Origin of the sequence: Streptomyces sp. NPDC018019 (assembly GCF_044327805.1) — a bacterium.
Lineage (GTDB): Bacteria > Actinomycetota > Actinomycetes > Streptomycetales > Streptomycetaceae > Streptomyces.
The window spans coordinates 109,181-124,098 of the sequence record NZ_JBIRGD010000018.1 but is presented as its reverse complement, the minus strand read 5'-3'; the positions used below and the strand labels follow the sequence as shown (position 1 = coordinate 124,098).

Sequence of the window (14,918 nt, the reverse complement as noted above, 5' to 3'; positions counted from 1 at the left end):
CCGGACCAGGTCCGGGGAGGAACCCCGTCTCCGTTTCGCTTCCGCGTCCCGGCGACGTGTTGAACTCTAGCGGATTCCGGGGCCAGTACAAAAACGCGTTTGTGCAGCGTGCTGCGGTGCTCGCCCGATCGGGGCGGCCGCCGGGCCCCAGCCATAGACTCGATGGCGTGAACGACCTCCCCCCGCTCGCCCGCTTCGGCGGCCGCATAGCCACTGACCTGCGCGATGTCACCCGCGATCCGGAGGCCCTGGATTCGGCCGGCTGGTGGGCCGTCGTCGCCGACTACGAGGGGGGACTGATCTGCGCGCGCTTCGGGGACGTGCGGGACGCCGGAACCGTGCCCCCGCCGGACCCCGCCCGCTGGCGGGGCCCGGCCCCGGGGGAGTGGCGCAGCTCCCTGGACCGCGCCGCCTACACCGCGGGCGTACGGCGCATACGCGAACACATCGCCGCCGGCGAGGTCTATCAGGTGAACCTCTGCCGCATACTCAGCGCGCCGCTGCCGGACCCCGCGCGCGCCGACGTGGAAGCGCTGTCCGCCGTCCTGGCGCGCGGCAACCCCGCCCCCTATGCGGGCGCGGTCCGGCTCCCCGCGCACGGCACCGAGGTCGCCACCGCCTCCCCCGAGCTGTTCCTGCGCCGCCACGGGCGCACGGTCGAGTCCGGCCCGATCAAGGGCACCGGCCGGGTCCCCGAGGACCTGCGGGACAAGGACCGGGCGGAGAACGTGATGATCGTGGACCTGGTCCGCAACGATCTCGGCCGGGTCTGCCGCACCGGCTCCGTCACCGTCCCCGCCCTCTGCGCGGTCGAGGCCCACCCCGGGCTCGTCCACCTCGTCTCCACCGTGCGCGGCGAGCTGGCGGAGGCGCACGAGAAGACGGGCTGGGCCGACCTCCTCGACGCCACCTTCCCGGCCGGCTCCATCACCGGCGCCCCCAAGCTCGCGTCCCAGCGGATCATCGAGGAGCTGGAGACCGCGCCCCGCGGCCCGTACTGCGGCGGCATCGGCTGGGTGGACGCCGACCGCGGCACCGGCGAGCTGGCCGTCGGCATCCGTACGTTCTGGATCGACCGCGCCGCGCCCGAGGGCCCGGTGCTGCGCTTCGGCGCCGGCGCCGGGATCACCTGGGGCTCCGACCCCGAGGGGGAGTGGGACGAGACCGAGCTCAAGGCCCGCAGGCTGCTCGCGGTAGCGTCGGGCCGACACGAGCCGAGCGGAGGGAGACGACCATGAAGATCTGGCTCGACGGGGGGCTGCGCGACGCGGACGCCGCCCGGGTCTCGGTCTTCGATCACGGCCTGACGGTCGGCGACGGCGTCTTCGAGACGCTGCGGGCCGTCGACGGGCGGGCCTTCGCCCTCACCCGCCACCTGGACCGGCTCACCTCCTCCGCCCGCGGCCTGGGCCTGCCCGACCCCGACCTGGACGAGGTACGGCGCGCCTGTGCGGCCGTCCTGGACGCCAACCCGATGCCGCTCGGCCGGCTGCGCATCACCTACACCGGCGGCCTCTCGCCGCTCGGCTCGGACCGCGGCGAGGCGGGCACCACCCTGGTCGTCGCGCTCGGTGAGGCCCCGCGCCGCCCGGACACCACCGCGGTCGTCACCGTCCCCTGGACCCGTAACGAGCGCGGCGCGCTGGCGGGCCTGAAGAGCACGTCGTACGGGGAGAACGTCGTCGCGCTGGCCAGGGCCCGCGCGGCGGGCGCCTCCGAGGCGCTGTTCGGCAACACCGTCGGCCGGCTCTGCGAGGGCACCGGCTCCAACGTCTTCGTGGTGCTGGACGGCGTGCTGCACACTCCGCCGCTCTCCGCCGGCTGCCTGGCGGGCATCACCCGCGCCCTGACCGTCGAGTGGACCGGCGCCAAGGAGACCGATCTGCCGCTGGACGTCCTGGAGCGCGCCGACGAGGTCTTCCTGACCTCCACGCTGCGCGACGTGCAGGCCGTCACCCGGGTGGACGGGCGGCAACTGGGTGACGCGCCCGGCCCGTTGACCGCCGAGGCGATGCGGGTCTTCGCGGAGCGCGCCGCCGCCGACTTCGACCCGCGCTGATGACGTACGCACGGGAAACCGAGTAGAAAGTCAGCGTGACCACTACGCTGCGCCCCGCCGGGCCCGAAGAGCGACGCGACGACGGCGGCCGGGCCCGTACGTACGAAGTCTGCGTCAACAGCCGCCCGGTGGGCCGCATAGACCTGGCCACGGACGCCCGGCTGGGACCGTCCGCCGGGCGCATCGCGGCCCTGCGCATCGACGAGGGGGACCGGCACCGCGGCCGGGGCACGGTCGCGGCCCTCGCCGCCGAGGAGGTGCTGCGAGGCTGGGGCTGCCGGCGGATCACGGTGGACGTGCCGGCCGGCGCCGACGTGGCCCTGCGGCTGGCCGCCGCCCTCGGCTACACGGAGCACAGCCGCCGGATGCGCAAGGAGCTGACCGCCCGGCCGGGCCTGCCCGCCGGCAGCGCCGACCGGCCGCTCGACGCGGCGGAGTACCCGCGCTGGCTGGCCGCCGCGCACGCCGAGTACGTCGAGGTGCAGGTGGCCCACGGCATGTCGCGCGAGCGGGCGGAACGCAACGCGGCGCAGGAGCACGCCCGGCTGCTGCCGGACGGCCCGGCCACCGCCCACCAGTCGCTGCGCGTGCTGGCCCACGAGGGCGCGGACGTGGGCACCGTCTGGACCACGACGTACGACCGGGCCCGGCCCGGCGGCTACGTCATGGACGTCCGGGTGGCGCCGGAACACCGCGGCCAGGGGCACGGCCGGACGCTCATGCTGGTCGCCGAGCGGGAGACCCTCGCCGCGGGCCGCGCCGTACTGGGCCTCAACGTCTTCGCGGACAACGCCCAGGCCCGCGGCCTGTACGAGTCGCTGGGCTACCGGCCGGCCGACTACTCCCTGCACAAGCTCCTGCTGTGAGCGGGCGGCCCGCCCACCGCGGCGGGCCGCGTCAGTCCCGCTCCGCCAGCAGCCGCCCGGCGATCTCCTCGATGCGCTCGCGCAGCCCTTCCTGGCTCTTGCTGCCGTTCAGCAGTTCGCCGCCGATCACGTACGTGGGCGTGCCGGTCACGCCGATCGCCTTGCCCTCCGCCTGGTCCGCGTCGACGGCGAGCAGGTGCCGGCCGTCGATGAGGGCGGTGTCCATCTCCTCGGCGTCCAGGCCCAGTTCGCCGGCCACCGCCACCAGCAGCCGCTCGCCCTGCCGGCCCAGCTCCTCTGTACGGGCCAGTACGGCCTCCACGTACGGCCAGCCCCTGCCCTGCTCGGCGGCCTCCTCGGCGGCCTGCGCGGCGGCGTACGCGTGCGGGTGCTTGGCCAGCGGGAAGTGGCGCAGCCGGATGTCCAGCCGGTCCCCGTGGCGCTCGCGCAGGGCCCGCAGGTCGTCCAGCGCGGCGGTGCAGTCCGGGCACTGCAGCTCGCACCACACGTCGAGGACGACGGGGCGGGCCGGGCCGGAGGTGGTGGCGTCGTTCATGGGGCCAGTCTCCCAGCAAGCGCCGGCCGGCCCGAACCGGGACCTGCGGAGGAGCCCGACCCCGAGATGTCCCTGAGCCCGCTCCCGATCGTGGCCCCGGACGTCCGGGACAGGGCAGGATGGAAGGCGGAGGAGCGGGGGCGTCGCCCGACGCAGCGCGCCGCACGAGTTTCGACCGGCAGGAGGACCGGATGCTGACCTCGACCGTCTGTGCCGCGGTGTCGGCGGCGGGCCTGGGCATCGCCGCACTGACGGCCTACCGCAGGCGTTTCCTGGCCGCGACGCGCATCGCGGCGTTCTCCCTGGTGCCCGTGGGCCTGGTGATGACCGGGGTGATCGACTGGCTGACCGACGTGGTCTTCAAGCCCACGGTCTGGGCGGGCTTCGGCGTGCTGGCCCTCTCCGTCGTCCTGTTCCTGGTCGCGAGGGCGGCCGAGCGGCACTCCCTCAAGGCCGGCGGCAGCCGCAGGGAGCGGCGGGCCGCGGCCCGGCAGCGGGGGCCGGAAGCGGTGGCGCCGGCGGCCTCCGCCCCGTCGCTCGGCGCGGGCGCCCGGGAGGGGCAGCCCGCGGGCCGGAGCAAGGGCGGCGCGCCGCAGGAGGACTTCTCCGACATCGAGGCCATCCTGAAGAAGCACGGCATCTGAGGACACCGGAGCCGGTGCCGCGCGAACTGGTTCCGGGCCCGCCGTGCGTACCGGGCGGGTGACCTCTCGGACACCGTAGCGATCACGGAAAAGCACGGGATGGGATGAACTCCCGGTGCTGAGGGGTGATCCGGCCGGTCCGGCCTGATCACCTGCGCCATCATCGGCGCGAGATGAACGACGAGTGCGCCCTGCCCCGGGACCCCGCCGTCACACCGGCGAAGCCCCCGGCCCCCGAACCGCGTGGCTGTCTTTTCGCATTGTCCCAGCCGCCGCTGATGCTCTTCCTCACCGTCATCGCCGTCCTCCTGCTCATCGGCGCCCTGCACGACCTCCTCCTGCTGTGAGGCCGCGGGCGGCGGCCGGCCGCGCCGTCAGCGGGTGGCCTCCCGGCGGCGCGCCCGGTACGCGGCGACGTGCAGCCGGTTGCCGCAGGTACGGCTGTCGCAGTAGCGGCGCGAGCGGTTGCGGGAGAGGTCCACGAAGGCGAACCGGCAGTCCGGGGCCTCGCAGTGCCGCAGCCGCTCCCGTTCCCCGGCCACGACCAGGAACGCCAGCGCCATCCCGCCGTCCGCCGCCAGGTGCTCGGCGACCGAGGCGCCCGGCGCGAAGTAGTGCACGTGCCAGTCGTAGCCGTCGTGGTCGGTCAGCCGTGGGGTGGTGCCCGCCGCCGCGACCAGCTCGTTGAGCAGCTCGGCCGCCGTACGGTCGTCCGGTGCCGCGAAGACCTGCGCCAGCCGCGCCCGTACCGACCGCACGGCGGCCAGGTCGCGCTCGTCGAGCGTGCCCACGTCGCTGACCGCGTTGCGCGCGACGAACGCCCGGAGCGCCGACAGATCGCCGAGGCTGTCCGGGGCGCCGGGCGCGTCGCCTTCCGGAGCGGTGTTCAACAGGTCGACGACCGCGTCGAGCGCGCACCGGGTGTCGTGGGTGATCATCACGGGTTCGCTCCCTGGCCGGGCGGGGTCGGACGGCGCCGCCCCGGGGTCCTTGCCGAATGGTCGCCGACTCTAGCGCGTCCAACAAGCCTCGGCGCCGTCTCCGCGGTGGGTCCGCGGCGACGGCGCCGGCTCGTGCCGTATGAACTTGTCGGGCCTGTCCCGTCGCCCCGAGTCGGACGGTGCAGGTGTGAGCGGTTCGGTGCGGTGGATGGCCGCGAGGGGCCGCTGCGCCGCCGTTCAGTTCTCCGCGAGGATGTGGGAGAGCTCCGTGTCGAGATCGAAGTGCCGGTGTTCCGTACCTGGTGGCACCGCCGCGTCGGTCCTCTTCAGGAACGACTCCAGGGCCCGTGCCGGGGCCTCCAGGAGGGCCTCGCCCTCCGGGGAGCTCAGGGCGATGCAGACCACGCCCTGTCCGTGGCTCCGGGACGGCCAGACGCGGACGTCTCCGGTGCCCGTGGGCCGGTGCAGGCCCTCGGCGAGGAGGTCGCGGGCGAAGACCCACTCGACCGTTTCCTCGGCTCCGGTGTGGAAGGTCGCGTGCACGGCATAGGGATCGGCCGTGTCATACCGCAGGCCCGCGGGTACAGGCAGTGACGACTCGCTCGACACAACGAGGCGCAGGTGCAGCTCGCAGCTGACCGTGGTGTTCATAAGCGCCAGGGCCTTTCGCTCAGTGTGCGCTCGGGGATTCGCACGTCGGCGAAATCGACATGCCACCTACGGTGCCGTTGTAAACCCCTCTGAGGGTTTTGGGTGACTTCCGGTACCTCTTACGGCGGAGTTGCCAATCCTCCTGAACGGCCATTCCGGTGACCGACTTCCGTCCGGTAGGTTGGGCCGTATGAATACGGAGAGTAACGGGGGGCTCGGGGTCGCCGCCGAAGCGGCCCGGGCTGCGGAGCAGGCCGCCGCGGGGGAGACTGCGGACGTGGAACAGCGACTCGGATCGCGGGCGCCGCACTTCATCCGGCGCTCCCGCCCCCTGCACCTGAGCTGGCAGGTCGGCATCTTCGTCGTCGGTCTCGCGGTGGTCGTCGGCGGCATCATCATGCTGCCGCTCCCGGGGCCGGGCTGGCTGGTGATCTTCGCCGGCATGGCGATCTGGGCGACCGAGTTCGTCTGGGCGCAGCTGGTGCTGCGCTGGACCAAGCGCAAGGTCACCGAGGCCGCGCAAAAGGCGCTGGACCCCAAGGTGCGCCGCCGCAACATCATCCTGACCAGCGTCGGCGCGGTGATCATCGTGGCCGGGCTCGCCGTCTACCTGTGGAAGTTCGGCTTCGTGCTGCCGTGGAACGCCGATGCGTGACCGCCGTCCGGCGGCCCGGCCCCGCGGGTGGTCGTGAGCCCCCTCCGACGTGCGGTAATGTTCTCTCTGCGCCCGGGCGATTAGCTCAGCGGGAGAGCGCTTCGTTCACACCGAAGAGGTCACTGGTTCGAACCCAGTATCGCCCACACCGGCCGACGGCCCGAAGGTCCCCGACCTCCGGGCCTTCGCCGTTTCCCGGTGCCGGGGCCGCCGGGCGCGGCAGACTGTGGGCCATGAAGGCCTGGCCGCATGTCCTGCACCGGTACCGCTTCCGCAGCGAGTGGCTGCTGCCCGCGCCGCCGCTGGCGGTGTTCGCCGTCCTGGAGGATGCGGAAACGTATCCGCAGTGGTGGCCCCAAGTGCGCCGGGTGACCCGCGTCGACGGGCGCAGCGGCACCGCGAGCTTCCGTTCCCTGCTCCCGTACGTGCTCACCGTCACCGCGACCGAGACGCGGCGCGACCCCGGCACCGGCGTCCTGGAGATCGCGATGCGCGGCGACCTGGAGGGCTTCGCGCGCTGGACGGTGGGCGCGGCCGGCCGCGGGACGTGTGCCGTCTTCGAGCAGGAGGTCGAGCTGCGCAAGCCGTCGTTGCGCCGGCTCGCGCTGCCGGGACGGCCGTTCTTCCTCGCCAACCACACCCTGATGATGCGGGCCGGGCGCCGGGGACTGGCGTCCCGGCTGGCCCGCGGGTGACCTCCGCGCGGGAGTTCTTCCGGCCGTTCCGGTCCGCGGCCGGAGGGGGGAACGGGAATGCGCGGTCGGGGAATTTGATGGAAAGGCGCAGCGGCCTGTATTGTTCAGGTCGTTCGCGGGGGAAACCCCGGGGACACGAAAAGACCCGGGCGATTAGCTCAGTGGGAGAGCGCTTCGTTCACACCGAAGAGGTCACTGGTTCGAACCCAGTATCGCCCACCGGGACCGAGGGCCGGACTGTCAACAGGCAGTCCGGCCTTCGGCGTTGTACGGAGCGGGCGGCGGGCGCAGGTCAGGCCGCGGCCGGGAGGTCCGGGCGCATCGGCCAGTGCGGGTCCACCGCCTCCTCCGTGCCGTTGCGCGCGAACCACGCCTCCAGGCCGCGCGCCTGCGCCGCGTGCCACACCGCCTGCCGGGCGTGCAGCTGCGCCGGGCTCAGCGACTCCAGCCGCTCCGCGTAGCGGCGCCCCAGCGCCCGTACGACCTGGAGCGCGGCGACCGCGTCGGCCGCGGCCTCATGGGCGCCGGTCAGCTCGACCCCGTACTCCGCGCACAGGTCCGAGAGCGTGCGGCGCCCCTTGCGGTAGCGGTCCAGGTGCTTGTCCAGCACCCGCGGGTCCAGTACGGACAGCGGGTGGGCGCCCAGGTAGCGCGGGAGCGAGGCGGCGCGGTGCCTCCGCAACTCACGGTCCAGCAGCGTCAGGTCGAACGGCGCGTTCATCACGATCAGCGGCCGCCCGGCGAGCGACTGGTCGGTCAGCGCGCGGGCTATCTCCTCCATGACGGGCGACGGCCAGCGGCCGTACAGGGCCAGGTGCTCGGCCGTCAGACCGTGCACGGCGGTGGCCGCTTCGGGGATCGGGACGCCCGGATTGACCAGCCACCGGGTGACGCGGGGCACGCTGCGCGGGGTTTCCTGGACGACCAGGGCCGCGGCGACGATGCGATCTCGCTCCACGTCGATCCCGGTCGTCTCGGTGTCGAAGGAGGCCAGCGGGCCGTCGTACCAGCACGGCATTCTCACAACTCCTCGCGCTCGTGCGGCGGGTGGTCCGTCGCGGCCACCCGACCAGGTGATACCCGAGGGTTCCGGTTGTCGAACCGCCCTGGTTTGCTGACCACTTGGGGCGGACAAGAACACAGCAACGGGCCGTCGCCGCGGTGACGGCCCTTTCGGACGATCCGGCCCGGAAGGCACTTGAGCGATGACGCTCGCGCAGCCCGACCCGGGGGGACTGGTGCCCGCGCGGACGGCTCCGCCGCGCGGCGCGCTCGCCACCACGGCCTGTATGGAGACGCTCCAGGTGGGCTATCTTCACGCGGTGGCCGCCGCGTCGGGCTGCTCGCTGGCCCAGCCCTTCCCGGACAACGGCATCGACTGGCACGTCAGCCACGGCGCGCCCGGCCATGCCGTCGACGACGAAGTGACCATCAAGGTGCAGTTGAAGTGCACGTACCAGGTCGCCCCCGGGCCGCCCGGTGCCGGCTTCTCCTTCACCCTGGACAACGACCATCTCGTGAAGCTGGCGCGCACACCCGTGGCGGTGCACAAGATCCTGGTCGTGATGCTGGTGCCGCGGACCCAGGAGGACTGGCTGCGGGCCGGCCACGACCGTCTCGAACTGCGGCACAGCTGCTACTGGATCAACCTGGCCGGCCATCGGGTGACCGGCCGGCGCAGGACCAACGTGCGGATCCCGACCACGCGGATCTTCGACGACCGCGCGCTCTGCGAGATCATGACGCGGGTCGGGGCGGGAGGGAGACCCTGATGCACCGGCCGATCGACGAGTACGAGTTCCGGCTCCCGGATCCGGCCCAGCTGGACCCGGCGGTGCTCGGCGCCCTGCTGGCGCGGCACGGCTGGCGGCGGCGGGGAGGCGCCGCCGGCCACTACGCCCGCTGGACGCCGCCCGGCGGTGCCGCCGGCGGCACCAGCCTGCTCGTACCGCAGACCCGGACGTTCCCGGACAGCACCGATCTCATCGCCGAGGCGCTGGCCGCCCTCGCGCACAGCGCCGCGCCGTCCGCGCGCGAGGTGCTGGCGGCGCTCGCGGTGCCCAGCGACGAGGTGCGCTGGGAGCGCGAGGTGCCGGAGTCCGGGGCGGGCGGCACGCCGTGGGTGGCGCAGGAGCAGCTGCGCACCGCGGCGCGCTCGATGCTGATGGCCGGCGCGCTCGGCACGTACGGGCGGGCCGGCTATTACGGCGCGCGGCACAAGCGCAAGGCCGAGGCGTTCATGGCGGACGTGCTGGTCGGGCCCGCGCCGGCCGGGCGGCGGCTGACCGCCTACGTCCCGGTGGCGGCGGGCCGCGCGGCCGTCGCCGGACTCCAGCGCGCCCTGCACGCCACCCGCGACGCCACGGACTACCAGCGGGCGACCGGCGGCATGGAGGCGTTCGAGGCGGCCGTGGAGCTGGGGGTGTGCCACGAGCTGGCGGAGGCGCTGATCTCGCTGGTGCGGGAGGCGGAGGGGGTGCGGATATCGGTGGAGTGGTCGCCCGGGGCCGGCCCGCCGCCCGGGTTCGCCGCCCGGCCCGAGCCGGTGGAGTTCTCGCCCGGCGACCTGCCCGCGCTCCAGCAGGCCGCCCAGCGCTACGTCCGGGACGAGCCGTCGCTGCCGGTCCGGGTGACCGGCGCGGTGGTACGGCTGCGGCGCGAGCGCCCCGGCGGCCCCGGCGCGGTGCGGCTGCGGGTGCTGACCGGCGCCGACGTGATGCAGGTACGGGTCGCGCTGGACGAGGAGGACTACCGCATCGCCGGGCACGCCCACCTGGTGGGGCTGCCGATCCGGGTCAGCGGGCGGCTGGAGAGCCGGGGCGGCTTCCGCCGCATCACCGGCGCGTCGGACGTCACCCCCGTCCAGGTCGACGAGGCCGAGCGGGACCGGCTGCTGAAGTCGCTCCAGGAGAATCTGGACTTCTTCGAGGAGGCGTGCGGCGGGCCGCTGCCGGGCGACTGAGCGGCGCGCGGGTCACCGGCCGGACCGGGGGCGCCGGCCGGTGCGTCCGCCTGCCCGGGGGACGGCCGGCACAACCGTTTCGCGAGGAAGACCGGTGGCTCGGTACGATTCGGCTGCGCAGCAACCGCTGACGCGCAGGAGACATGAGTCAGGAGAGACCGGTGTCAGACGTCCGTGTGACCGTCCAACGCGATTCCGAGCGGGAAGAACGCGTGGTGACCACGGGCACTACGGCCGCCGACCTCTTCCAGGGCGAGCGCTCCGTCGTCGCGGCCCGGGTCGCCGGGCAGCTCAAGGACCTGGCGTACGAGCTCGCCGAGGGCGACGAGGTCGAGCCCGTGGAGATCACCAGCCAGGACGGCCTGGACATCCTGCGGCACTCCACCGCCCACGTGATGGCGCAGGCCGTGCAGGAGCTGTTCCCGGAGGCCAAGCTGGGCATCGGCCCGCCCATCAAGGACGGCTTCTACTACGACTTCGACGTCGAGACCCCGTTCACCCCCGAGGACCTCAAGCGCATCGAGAAGAAGATGCAGGAGATCCAGAAGCGCGGGCAGAAGTTCGCCCGGCGCCCGGTGAGCGACGACGACGCCCGCGCCGAGCTGGCCGGCGAGCCGTACAAGCTGGAGCTGATCGGCCTCAAGGGCTCCGCCGCGGAGGCCGCCGAGGGCGCGTCCGCCGAGGTCGGCGCCGGCGAGCTGACCATCTACGACAACCTCGACGCCAAGAGCGGCGAGCTGTGCTGGAAGGACCTGTGCCGCGGCCCGCACCTGCCGAGCACCCGGGTCATCCCGGCCTTCAAGCTGATGCGCTCGGCCGCCGCCTACTGGCGCGGCAGCGAGAAGAACAAGCAGCTCCAGCGCATCTACGGCACCGCCTGGCCGACCAAGGACGAGCTGAAGGCGTACCTGGAGTTCCTCGCCGAGGCGGAGAAGCGCGACCACCGCAAGCTGGGCGCCGAGCTGGACCTGTTCTCCATCCCGGAGGAGCTGGGCTCCGGCCTGGCCGTCTTCCACCCGAAGGGCGGCATCATCCGCCGGGAGATGGAGACCTACTCCCGCCGCCGCCACGAGGACGCGGACTACGAGTTCGTCAACACCCCGCACATTTCGAAGGAAGGGCTCTTCGAGACCTCGGGGCACCTGCCGAACTACGCCGACGCGATGTTCCCGCCGCTGGAGTTCGACGGGCAGAACTACCGCCTCAAGGCGATGAACTGCCCCATGCACAACCTGATCTTCAAGGCGCGCGGCCGGTCGTACCGTGAGCTGCCGCTGCGCCTGTTCGAGTTCGGCACGGTCTACCGCTACGAGAAGTCCGGCGTGGTGCACGGCCTGACCCGGGCCCGCGGCTTCACCCAGGACGACTCGCACATCTACTGCACCAAGGAGCAGATGGCGGACGAGCTGGACTCGCTGCTGACCTTCGTGCTGGACCTGCTGCGCGACTACGGCCTGGACGACTTCGAGCTGGAGCTGTCCACCCGCGACCCCGAGTCCGACAAGTTCATCGGCGAGGACGCGGAGTGGGAGGAGGCCACCGAGGCGCTGCGCCAGGCGGCCGAGAAGCAGGGGCTGCCGCTGGTCCCGGACCCGGGCGGCGCCGCCTACTACGGACCCAAGATCTCCGTGCAGGCGCGCGACGCGATCGGCCGGTCCTGGCAGATGTCGACCATCCAGGTCGACTTCCAGCAGCCCAAGCGCTTCGGTCTGGAGTACACCGCGGCCGACGGCTCCAAGCAGCAGCCGGTCATGATCCACCGCGCGCTGTTCGGCTCCATCGAGCGGTTCTTCGCGGTGCTGCTGGAGCACTACGCAGGTGCCTTCCCGGTGTGGCTGGCCCCCGTGCAGGCCACCGGCATCCCGATCGGCGACGACCACGTGCCGTACCTCCAGGAGTTCGCGGCCGAGGCCAAGAAGAAGGGCCTGCGCATCGACGTGGACGCCTCCTCGGACCGGATGCAGAAGAAGATCCGCAACGCGCAGCGCAGCAAGGTCCCGTACATGATCATCGCGGGTGACGAGGACGTGGCCAACGGCGCGGTGTCGTTCCGCTACCGGGACGGGTCGCAGAAGAACGGCATCCCGAAGGCCCAGGCCATCGCGGAGATGCTGGACGCGGTGGAGCGCCGTATCCAGGTGTGAGACGGGCCCCGCTCGCGCGGGGCACCCGAGGGGCGGTCCGGGCCCGGGCCGCCCCTCGCCGCATTCGGCTACGGGCCGGGGAATATGCTGGCCCGCATGACGAGTGAGCCGGAGCAGCAGATCGGAGTCGGGACACAGGACGCCTTCCAGCGACTGTGGACGCCCCACCGGATGGCGTACATCCAGGGGGAGAACAAACCGACCGGACCGGGCGCCGAGGACGGCTGCCCCTTCTGCACGATTCCGGCCAAGTCGGACGAGGACGGGCTGGTGATCGCCCGCGGTGAGCACGTCTACGCGGTGCTCAACCTCTATCCGTACAACGGTGGCCACCTCATGTCCGTCCCGTACCGCCACGTGGCCGACTACACCGAGCTGAACCAGGCCGAGACGCTGGAGCTGGCCGAGTTCACCAAGCGGGCGATGACCGCCCTGCGGGCTGCCTCCGGCGCGCACGGCTTCAACATCGGCCTCAACCAGGGCGCCGCCGCCGGTGCCGGGATCGCCGCCCACCTGCACCAGCACGTGGTGCCGCGGTGGGGCGGGGACACCAACTTCATGCCCGTGGTGGGCCGGACCAAGGTGCTGCCGCAGCTGCTCGCCGACACCCGCAAGATGCTGGCGGACGCCTGGCCGCAGTAGCCCGGACGCCGCAGCGCGGCCGAGACACGTACTCCTTTAAATCGGATAAATCGACCACTTTCCGACAGGTTGCCCTCTAATGGTGGGGTGACTTCCCTGCATCGTCGCTCCGTGCTGCGCGCGGCCTCGGCCGTGGCGGCCGGTGCGCTCGCGCCCGGGTGCGCGACGGCCCGTACGGACACCGCTCCCGTGCGGGCCTCCGGCTCCCCGCCGGGCTCCGCGGCGCGCCCGTCGGGGCCGGCCGCCCCGGGCGCCGCCCACGGCGCCCGCCCGCCGACCCGCGCCCCCGGACTGCCCGTACAGATCCGGCACGGCCCCCCGCGCGGCGACGCGGTCGCCCTCACCTTTCACGGACAGGGCGACGCGCGGACGGCCACCGCGCTGCTCGGCGAGGCCGAGCGGGCCGGTGCCCGGCTGACCGTCCTGGCCGTCGGCAGCTGGCTCGACGAGCAGCCGCAGCTCGCCCGCCGGATCCTCGACGGCGGCCATGAGCTGGGCAACCACACCCAGCGCCACCTCGACATCTGTGCCCTGCCGGCGGACGCCGCGTACGCCGAGATCAGCGGCTGCGCGGAGCGGCTGCGGAAGCTGACCGGCACGATCGGCAGCTGGTTCAGGCCCTCCCGCACGCAGTACGCCACCGAACTGGTGACCCGGCTGGCCCGCAGGGCCGGATACCCGCACGTCCTCTCCTACGACGTGGACTCCCGTGACGCGGACGACCCGGGCGCCCCCGCCGTCCGGCGCACCGTGCTGGACCGGGCCCGCCCGGGATCCATCGTGAGCCTCCACCTCGGGCACCCCGGCACGGTTGCCGCGCTGCCCCCGATCCTCGACGGCCTGCACCGGCGCGGACTGCGCGCGGTGACGACAACGGAGCTTGTGACCTGATGGCTGACCGGACCCGTATCCAAGATCCGAAGCGTGCCCGCGGCGGCCTGCGGGCCGCGCTGCTGGCCGCCGCCTGCGCACTGGTGGCGGCGGGCTGCGGCGGCAGCGGGACGACGGCCGCCGACCGCAGCCCCGGGGCCTCGCCCCCGGCCTCGCCCGCGAAGGCCGCCAAGCCGGTGCTGGCGGGCATGCCGCCGCTGCTCGACGAGCACGACGTGTACGCGGCGGACCGCCCCGGCAAGCTGGCGCCGCACGTCAGAAGCTTCCCCTCGCGCGTGTACGTGCCGAACACCGGCTCCAACACGGTGAGCGTCATCGATCCGAAGACGTACAAGGTCATCGAGACCATTCCGGTGGGGGTGCAGCCGCAGCACGTCGTCCCGTCGTGGGACATGAAGACGCTGTGGGTGAACAACAACCGCGGCCACGACCTGACGCCGATCAACCCGGCGAACGGACGGTCCGGCAAGCCGGTGGACGTGCACGACCCGTACAACCTCTACTTCACGCCGAACGGCAAGTACGCGGTCGTGATGGCCTCGATGGACAAGGAACTGGTCTTCCGCGATCCGAAGACCATGGAGGTGCGCAAGACCGTCCCGGTGACCTGCGCGGGCGTCAACCACGCGGACTTCTCGGCGGACGGGAAGTACTTCATCGTCTCCTGCGAGTTCTCCGGCGAGCTGCTGAAGGTCGACACGGAGAAGATGGAGGTCACCGGCCAGCAGAAACTGCCGTTCCGGGGCGCCATGCCGCAGGACGTGAAGGTCTCGCCGGACGGGCGGACCTGGTACGTCGCGGACATGATGGCCGACGGCATGTGGGTGCTGGACGGCGACACGTTCGAGCAGCCCCGGCTGATGCCGACCGGCAAGGGCGCGCACGGGCTCTACGTCAGCCGCGACTCGAAGAAGATGTACATCTCCAACCGGGGCGAGGGCTCGGTGTCCCTGCTCGACTTCAAGAGCGGCAAGCTGACGGACAAGTGGCACATCCCCGGCGGCGGCAGCCCGGACATGGGCGGGGTGTCCGCCGACGGCAAGGTGCTGTGGCTGTCCGGCCGCTACAACTCCGAGGTCTACGCGATGGACACCCGGACGGGGAAGACCCTGGCCAAGATCCCGGTGGGCGAGGGCCCGCACGGCCTCGCGGTCTACCCGCAGCCCGGGCGCTACTCACTGGGGCACACGGGGATCTTCCGGTAGGCGGCCC

At 72.9% G+C, this 14,918-nt stretch carries 17 protein-coding genes and 2 tRNA genes; 15 read left to right on the top strand and 4 right to left on the bottom strand.

The window, feature by feature from the left end:
• Window positions 1–167: 167 nt before the first annotated feature.
• From ACH4FX_RS27585 to ACH4FX_RS27575, 3 genes are read left to right on the top strand one after another with little or no spacing between them, the layout of a single operon-like run.
• A complete protein-coding gene (locus tag ACH4FX_RS27585) occupies window positions 168–1,238 on the top strand; it encodes a chorismate-binding protein (protein WP_398483346.1) in 1,071 nt (356 codons plus the stop codon).
• Complete coding sequence (locus tag ACH4FX_RS27580; protein WP_398483344.1) at window positions 1,235–2,059, top strand: aminotransferase class IV; 825 nt, start codon at window positions 1,235–1,237, stop codon at window positions 2,057–2,059. Before ACH4FX_RS27585 ends, ACH4FX_RS27580 begins: the two co-directional genes overlap by 4 nt.
• Window positions 2,060–2,094: 35 nt before the next feature.
• Complete coding sequence (locus ACH4FX_RS27575) at window positions 2,095–2,925, top strand: GNAT family N-acetyltransferase (protein WP_398483342.1); 831 nt, start codon at window positions 2,095–2,097, stop codon at window positions 2,923–2,925.
• Between the two features lie 31 nt (window positions 2,926–2,956).
• Here the strand turns inward: ACH4FX_RS27575 and ACH4FX_RS27570 are convergent, their stop codons facing one another.
• Window positions 2,957–3,481 (bottom strand): DsbA family protein, encoded by a 525-nt coding sequence (locus tag ACH4FX_RS27570; protein ID WP_398483340.1) that lies wholly within the window; start codon window positions 3,479–3,481, stop codon window positions 2,957–2,959.
• A 191-nt stretch (window positions 3,482–3,672) separates the two neighbouring features.
• Here ACH4FX_RS27570 and ACH4FX_RS27565 point away from each other — a divergent pair, with 191 nt between their 5' ends.
• Window positions 3,673–4,125 (top strand): hypothetical protein, encoded by a 453-nt coding sequence (locus tag ACH4FX_RS27565; RefSeq protein WP_398483339.1) that lies wholly within the window; start codon window positions 3,673–3,675, stop codon window positions 4,123–4,125.
• Window positions 4,126–4,298: 173 nt separating this feature from the next.
• Window positions 4,299–4,472 carry a hypothetical protein gene (locus ACH4FX_RS27560; protein WP_398483337.1) on the top strand — a complete coding sequence of 58 codons (174 nt, stop codon included), beginning with the start codon at window positions 4,299–4,301 and terminating at the stop codon, window positions 4,470–4,472.
• A 27-nt stretch (window positions 4,473–4,499) separates the two neighbouring features.
• Here ACH4FX_RS27560 and ACH4FX_RS27555 read toward each other — a convergent pair whose 3' ends face one another.
• Window positions 4,500–5,066 (bottom strand): CGNR zinc finger domain-containing protein, encoded by a 567-nt coding sequence (locus tag ACH4FX_RS27555; protein WP_398483335.1) that lies wholly within the window; start codon window positions 5,064–5,066, stop codon window positions 4,500–4,502.
• 237 nt (window positions 5,067–5,303) lie between these two features.
• On the bottom strand, window positions 5,304–5,717 hold the full coding sequence (locus ACH4FX_RS27550; RefSeq protein WP_003987206.1) for an SsgA family sporulation/cell division regulator: 414 nt from the start codon (window positions 5,715–5,717) through the stop codon (window positions 5,304–5,306).
• A gap of 190 nt (window positions 5,718–5,907) precedes the next feature.
• On the opposite strand from ACH4FX_RS27550, the gene ACH4FX_RS27545 reads away from it, so the two are divergent.
• The 4 genes from ACH4FX_RS27545 to ACH4FX_RS27530 all read left to right on the top strand — a co-directional run bounded on the left by ACH4FX_RS27545 (window position 5,908) and on the right by ACH4FX_RS27530 (window position 7,286).
• Entirely contained in the window at window positions 5,908–6,372 is a 465-nt protein-coding gene (locus ACH4FX_RS27545) for a TIGR02611 family protein (protein ID WP_398483333.1), read from the top strand.
• 74 nt (window positions 6,373–6,446) lie between these two features.
• Window positions 6,447–6,518 (top strand) — tRNA-Val (locus tag ACH4FX_RS27540).
• Between the two features lie 87 nt (window positions 6,519–6,605).
• Window positions 6,606–7,067, top strand: coding sequence for an SRPBCC family protein (locus ACH4FX_RS27535; RefSeq protein WP_398483331.1), 462 nt, complete (start codon window positions 6,606–6,608; stop codon window positions 7,065–7,067).
• A 147-nt stretch (window positions 7,068–7,214) separates the two neighbouring features.
• Window positions 7,215–7,286 (top strand) — tRNA-Val (locus ACH4FX_RS27530).
• A 73-nt stretch (window positions 7,287–7,359) separates the two neighbouring features.
• Here the strand turns inward: ACH4FX_RS27530 and ACH4FX_RS27525 are convergent.
• Window positions 7,360–8,085, bottom strand: coding sequence for an exonuclease domain-containing protein (locus tag ACH4FX_RS27525; RefSeq protein WP_398483329.1), 726 nt, complete (start codon window positions 8,083–8,085; stop codon window positions 7,360–7,362).
• A gap of 187 nt (window positions 8,086–8,272) precedes the next feature.
• Between ACH4FX_RS27525 and ACH4FX_RS27520 the strand changes: the two genes are divergently transcribed.
• From ACH4FX_RS27520 to ACH4FX_RS27495, 6 genes are all read left to right on the top strand, one after another.
• Entirely contained in the window at window positions 8,273–8,839 is a 567-nt protein-coding gene (locus ACH4FX_RS27520; protein WP_398483327.1) for a DUF4365 domain-containing protein, read from the top strand.
• A complete protein-coding gene (locus ACH4FX_RS27515; protein ID WP_398483325.1) occupies window positions 8,839–10,029 on the top strand; it encodes a hypothetical protein in 1,191 nt (396 codons plus the stop codon). The genes ACH4FX_RS27520 and ACH4FX_RS27515 overlap by 1 nt, the downstream gene beginning before the upstream one ends.
• A 161-nt stretch (window positions 10,030–10,190) precedes the next feature.
• On the top strand, window positions 10,191–12,173 hold the full coding sequence (gene thrS / locus ACH4FX_RS27510; RefSeq protein ID WP_398483323.1) for a threonine--tRNA ligase: 1,983 nt from the start codon (window positions 10,191–10,193) through the stop codon (window positions 12,171–12,173).
• Between the two features lie 84 nt (window positions 12,174–12,257).
• A complete protein-coding gene (locus tag ACH4FX_RS27505) occupies window positions 12,258–12,815 on the top strand; it encodes an HIT family protein (protein WP_398483321.1) in 558 nt (185 codons plus the stop codon).
• Between the two features lie 111 nt (window positions 12,816–12,926).
• Window positions 12,927–13,706, top strand: a complete 780-nt coding sequence (locus tag ACH4FX_RS27500; RefSeq protein ID WP_398483475.1) for a polysaccharide deacetylase family protein — start codon at window positions 12,927–12,929, stop codon at window positions 13,704–13,706.
• The gene (locus ACH4FX_RS27495; RefSeq protein WP_398483319.1) at window positions 13,706–14,911 is read left to right on the top strand and encodes a YncE family protein; all 1,206 of its coding nucleotides are present in this window, start codon (window positions 13,706–13,708) and stop codon (window positions 14,909–14,911) included. Before ACH4FX_RS27500 ends, ACH4FX_RS27495 begins: the two co-directional genes overlap by 1 nt.
• Window positions 14,912–14,918 lie beyond the last annotated feature (7 nt).

Coding starts and splice junctions, on each gene's coding strand:
- ACH4FX_RS27580 (WP_398483344.1), top strand. CDS start 1,235: ATGAAGATCTGGCTCGACGGGGGGCTGCGCGACGCGGACGCCGCCCGG.
- ACH4FX_RS27570 (WP_398483340.1), bottom strand. CDS start 3,481: ATGAACGACGCCACCACCTCCGGCCCGGCCCGCCCCGTCGTCCTCGAC.
- ACH4FX_RS27565 (WP_398483339.1), top strand. CDS start 3,673: ATGCTGACCTCGACCGTCTGTGCCGCGGTGTCGGCGGCGGGCCTGGGC.
- ACH4FX_RS27560 (WP_398483337.1), top strand. CDS start 4,299: ATGAACGACGAGTGCGCCCTGCCCCGGGACCCCGCCGTCACACCGGCG.
- ACH4FX_RS27550 (WP_003987206.1), bottom strand. CDS start 5,717: ATGAACACCACGGTCAGCTGCGAGCTGCACCTGCGCCTCGTTGTGTCG.
- ACH4FX_RS27545 (WP_398483333.1), top strand. CDS start 5,908: ATGAATACGGAGAGTAACGGGGGGCTCGGGGTCGCCGCCGAAGCGGCC.
- ACH4FX_RS27535 (WP_398483331.1), top strand. CDS start 6,606: ATGAAGGCCTGGCCGCATGTCCTGCACCGGTACCGCTTCCGCAGCGAG.
- ACH4FX_RS27525 (WP_398483329.1), bottom strand. CDS start 8,085: ATGCCGTGCTGGTACGACGGCCCGCTGGCCTCCTTCGACACCGAGACG.
- ACH4FX_RS27520 (WP_398483327.1), top strand. CDS start 8,273: ATGACGCTCGCGCAGCCCGACCCGGGGGGACTGGTGCCCGCGCGGACG.
- ACH4FX_RS27515 (WP_398483325.1), top strand. CDS start 8,839: ATGCACCGGCCGATCGACGAGTACGAGTTCCGGCTCCCGGATCCGGCC.
- ACH4FX_RS27505 (WP_398483321.1), top strand. CDS start 12,258: ATGCTGGCCCGCATGACGAGTGAGCCGGAGCAGCAGATCGGAGTCGGG.
- ACH4FX_RS27495 (WP_398483319.1), top strand. CDS start 13,706: ATGGCTGACCGGACCCGTATCCAAGATCCGAAGCGTGCCCGCGGCGGC.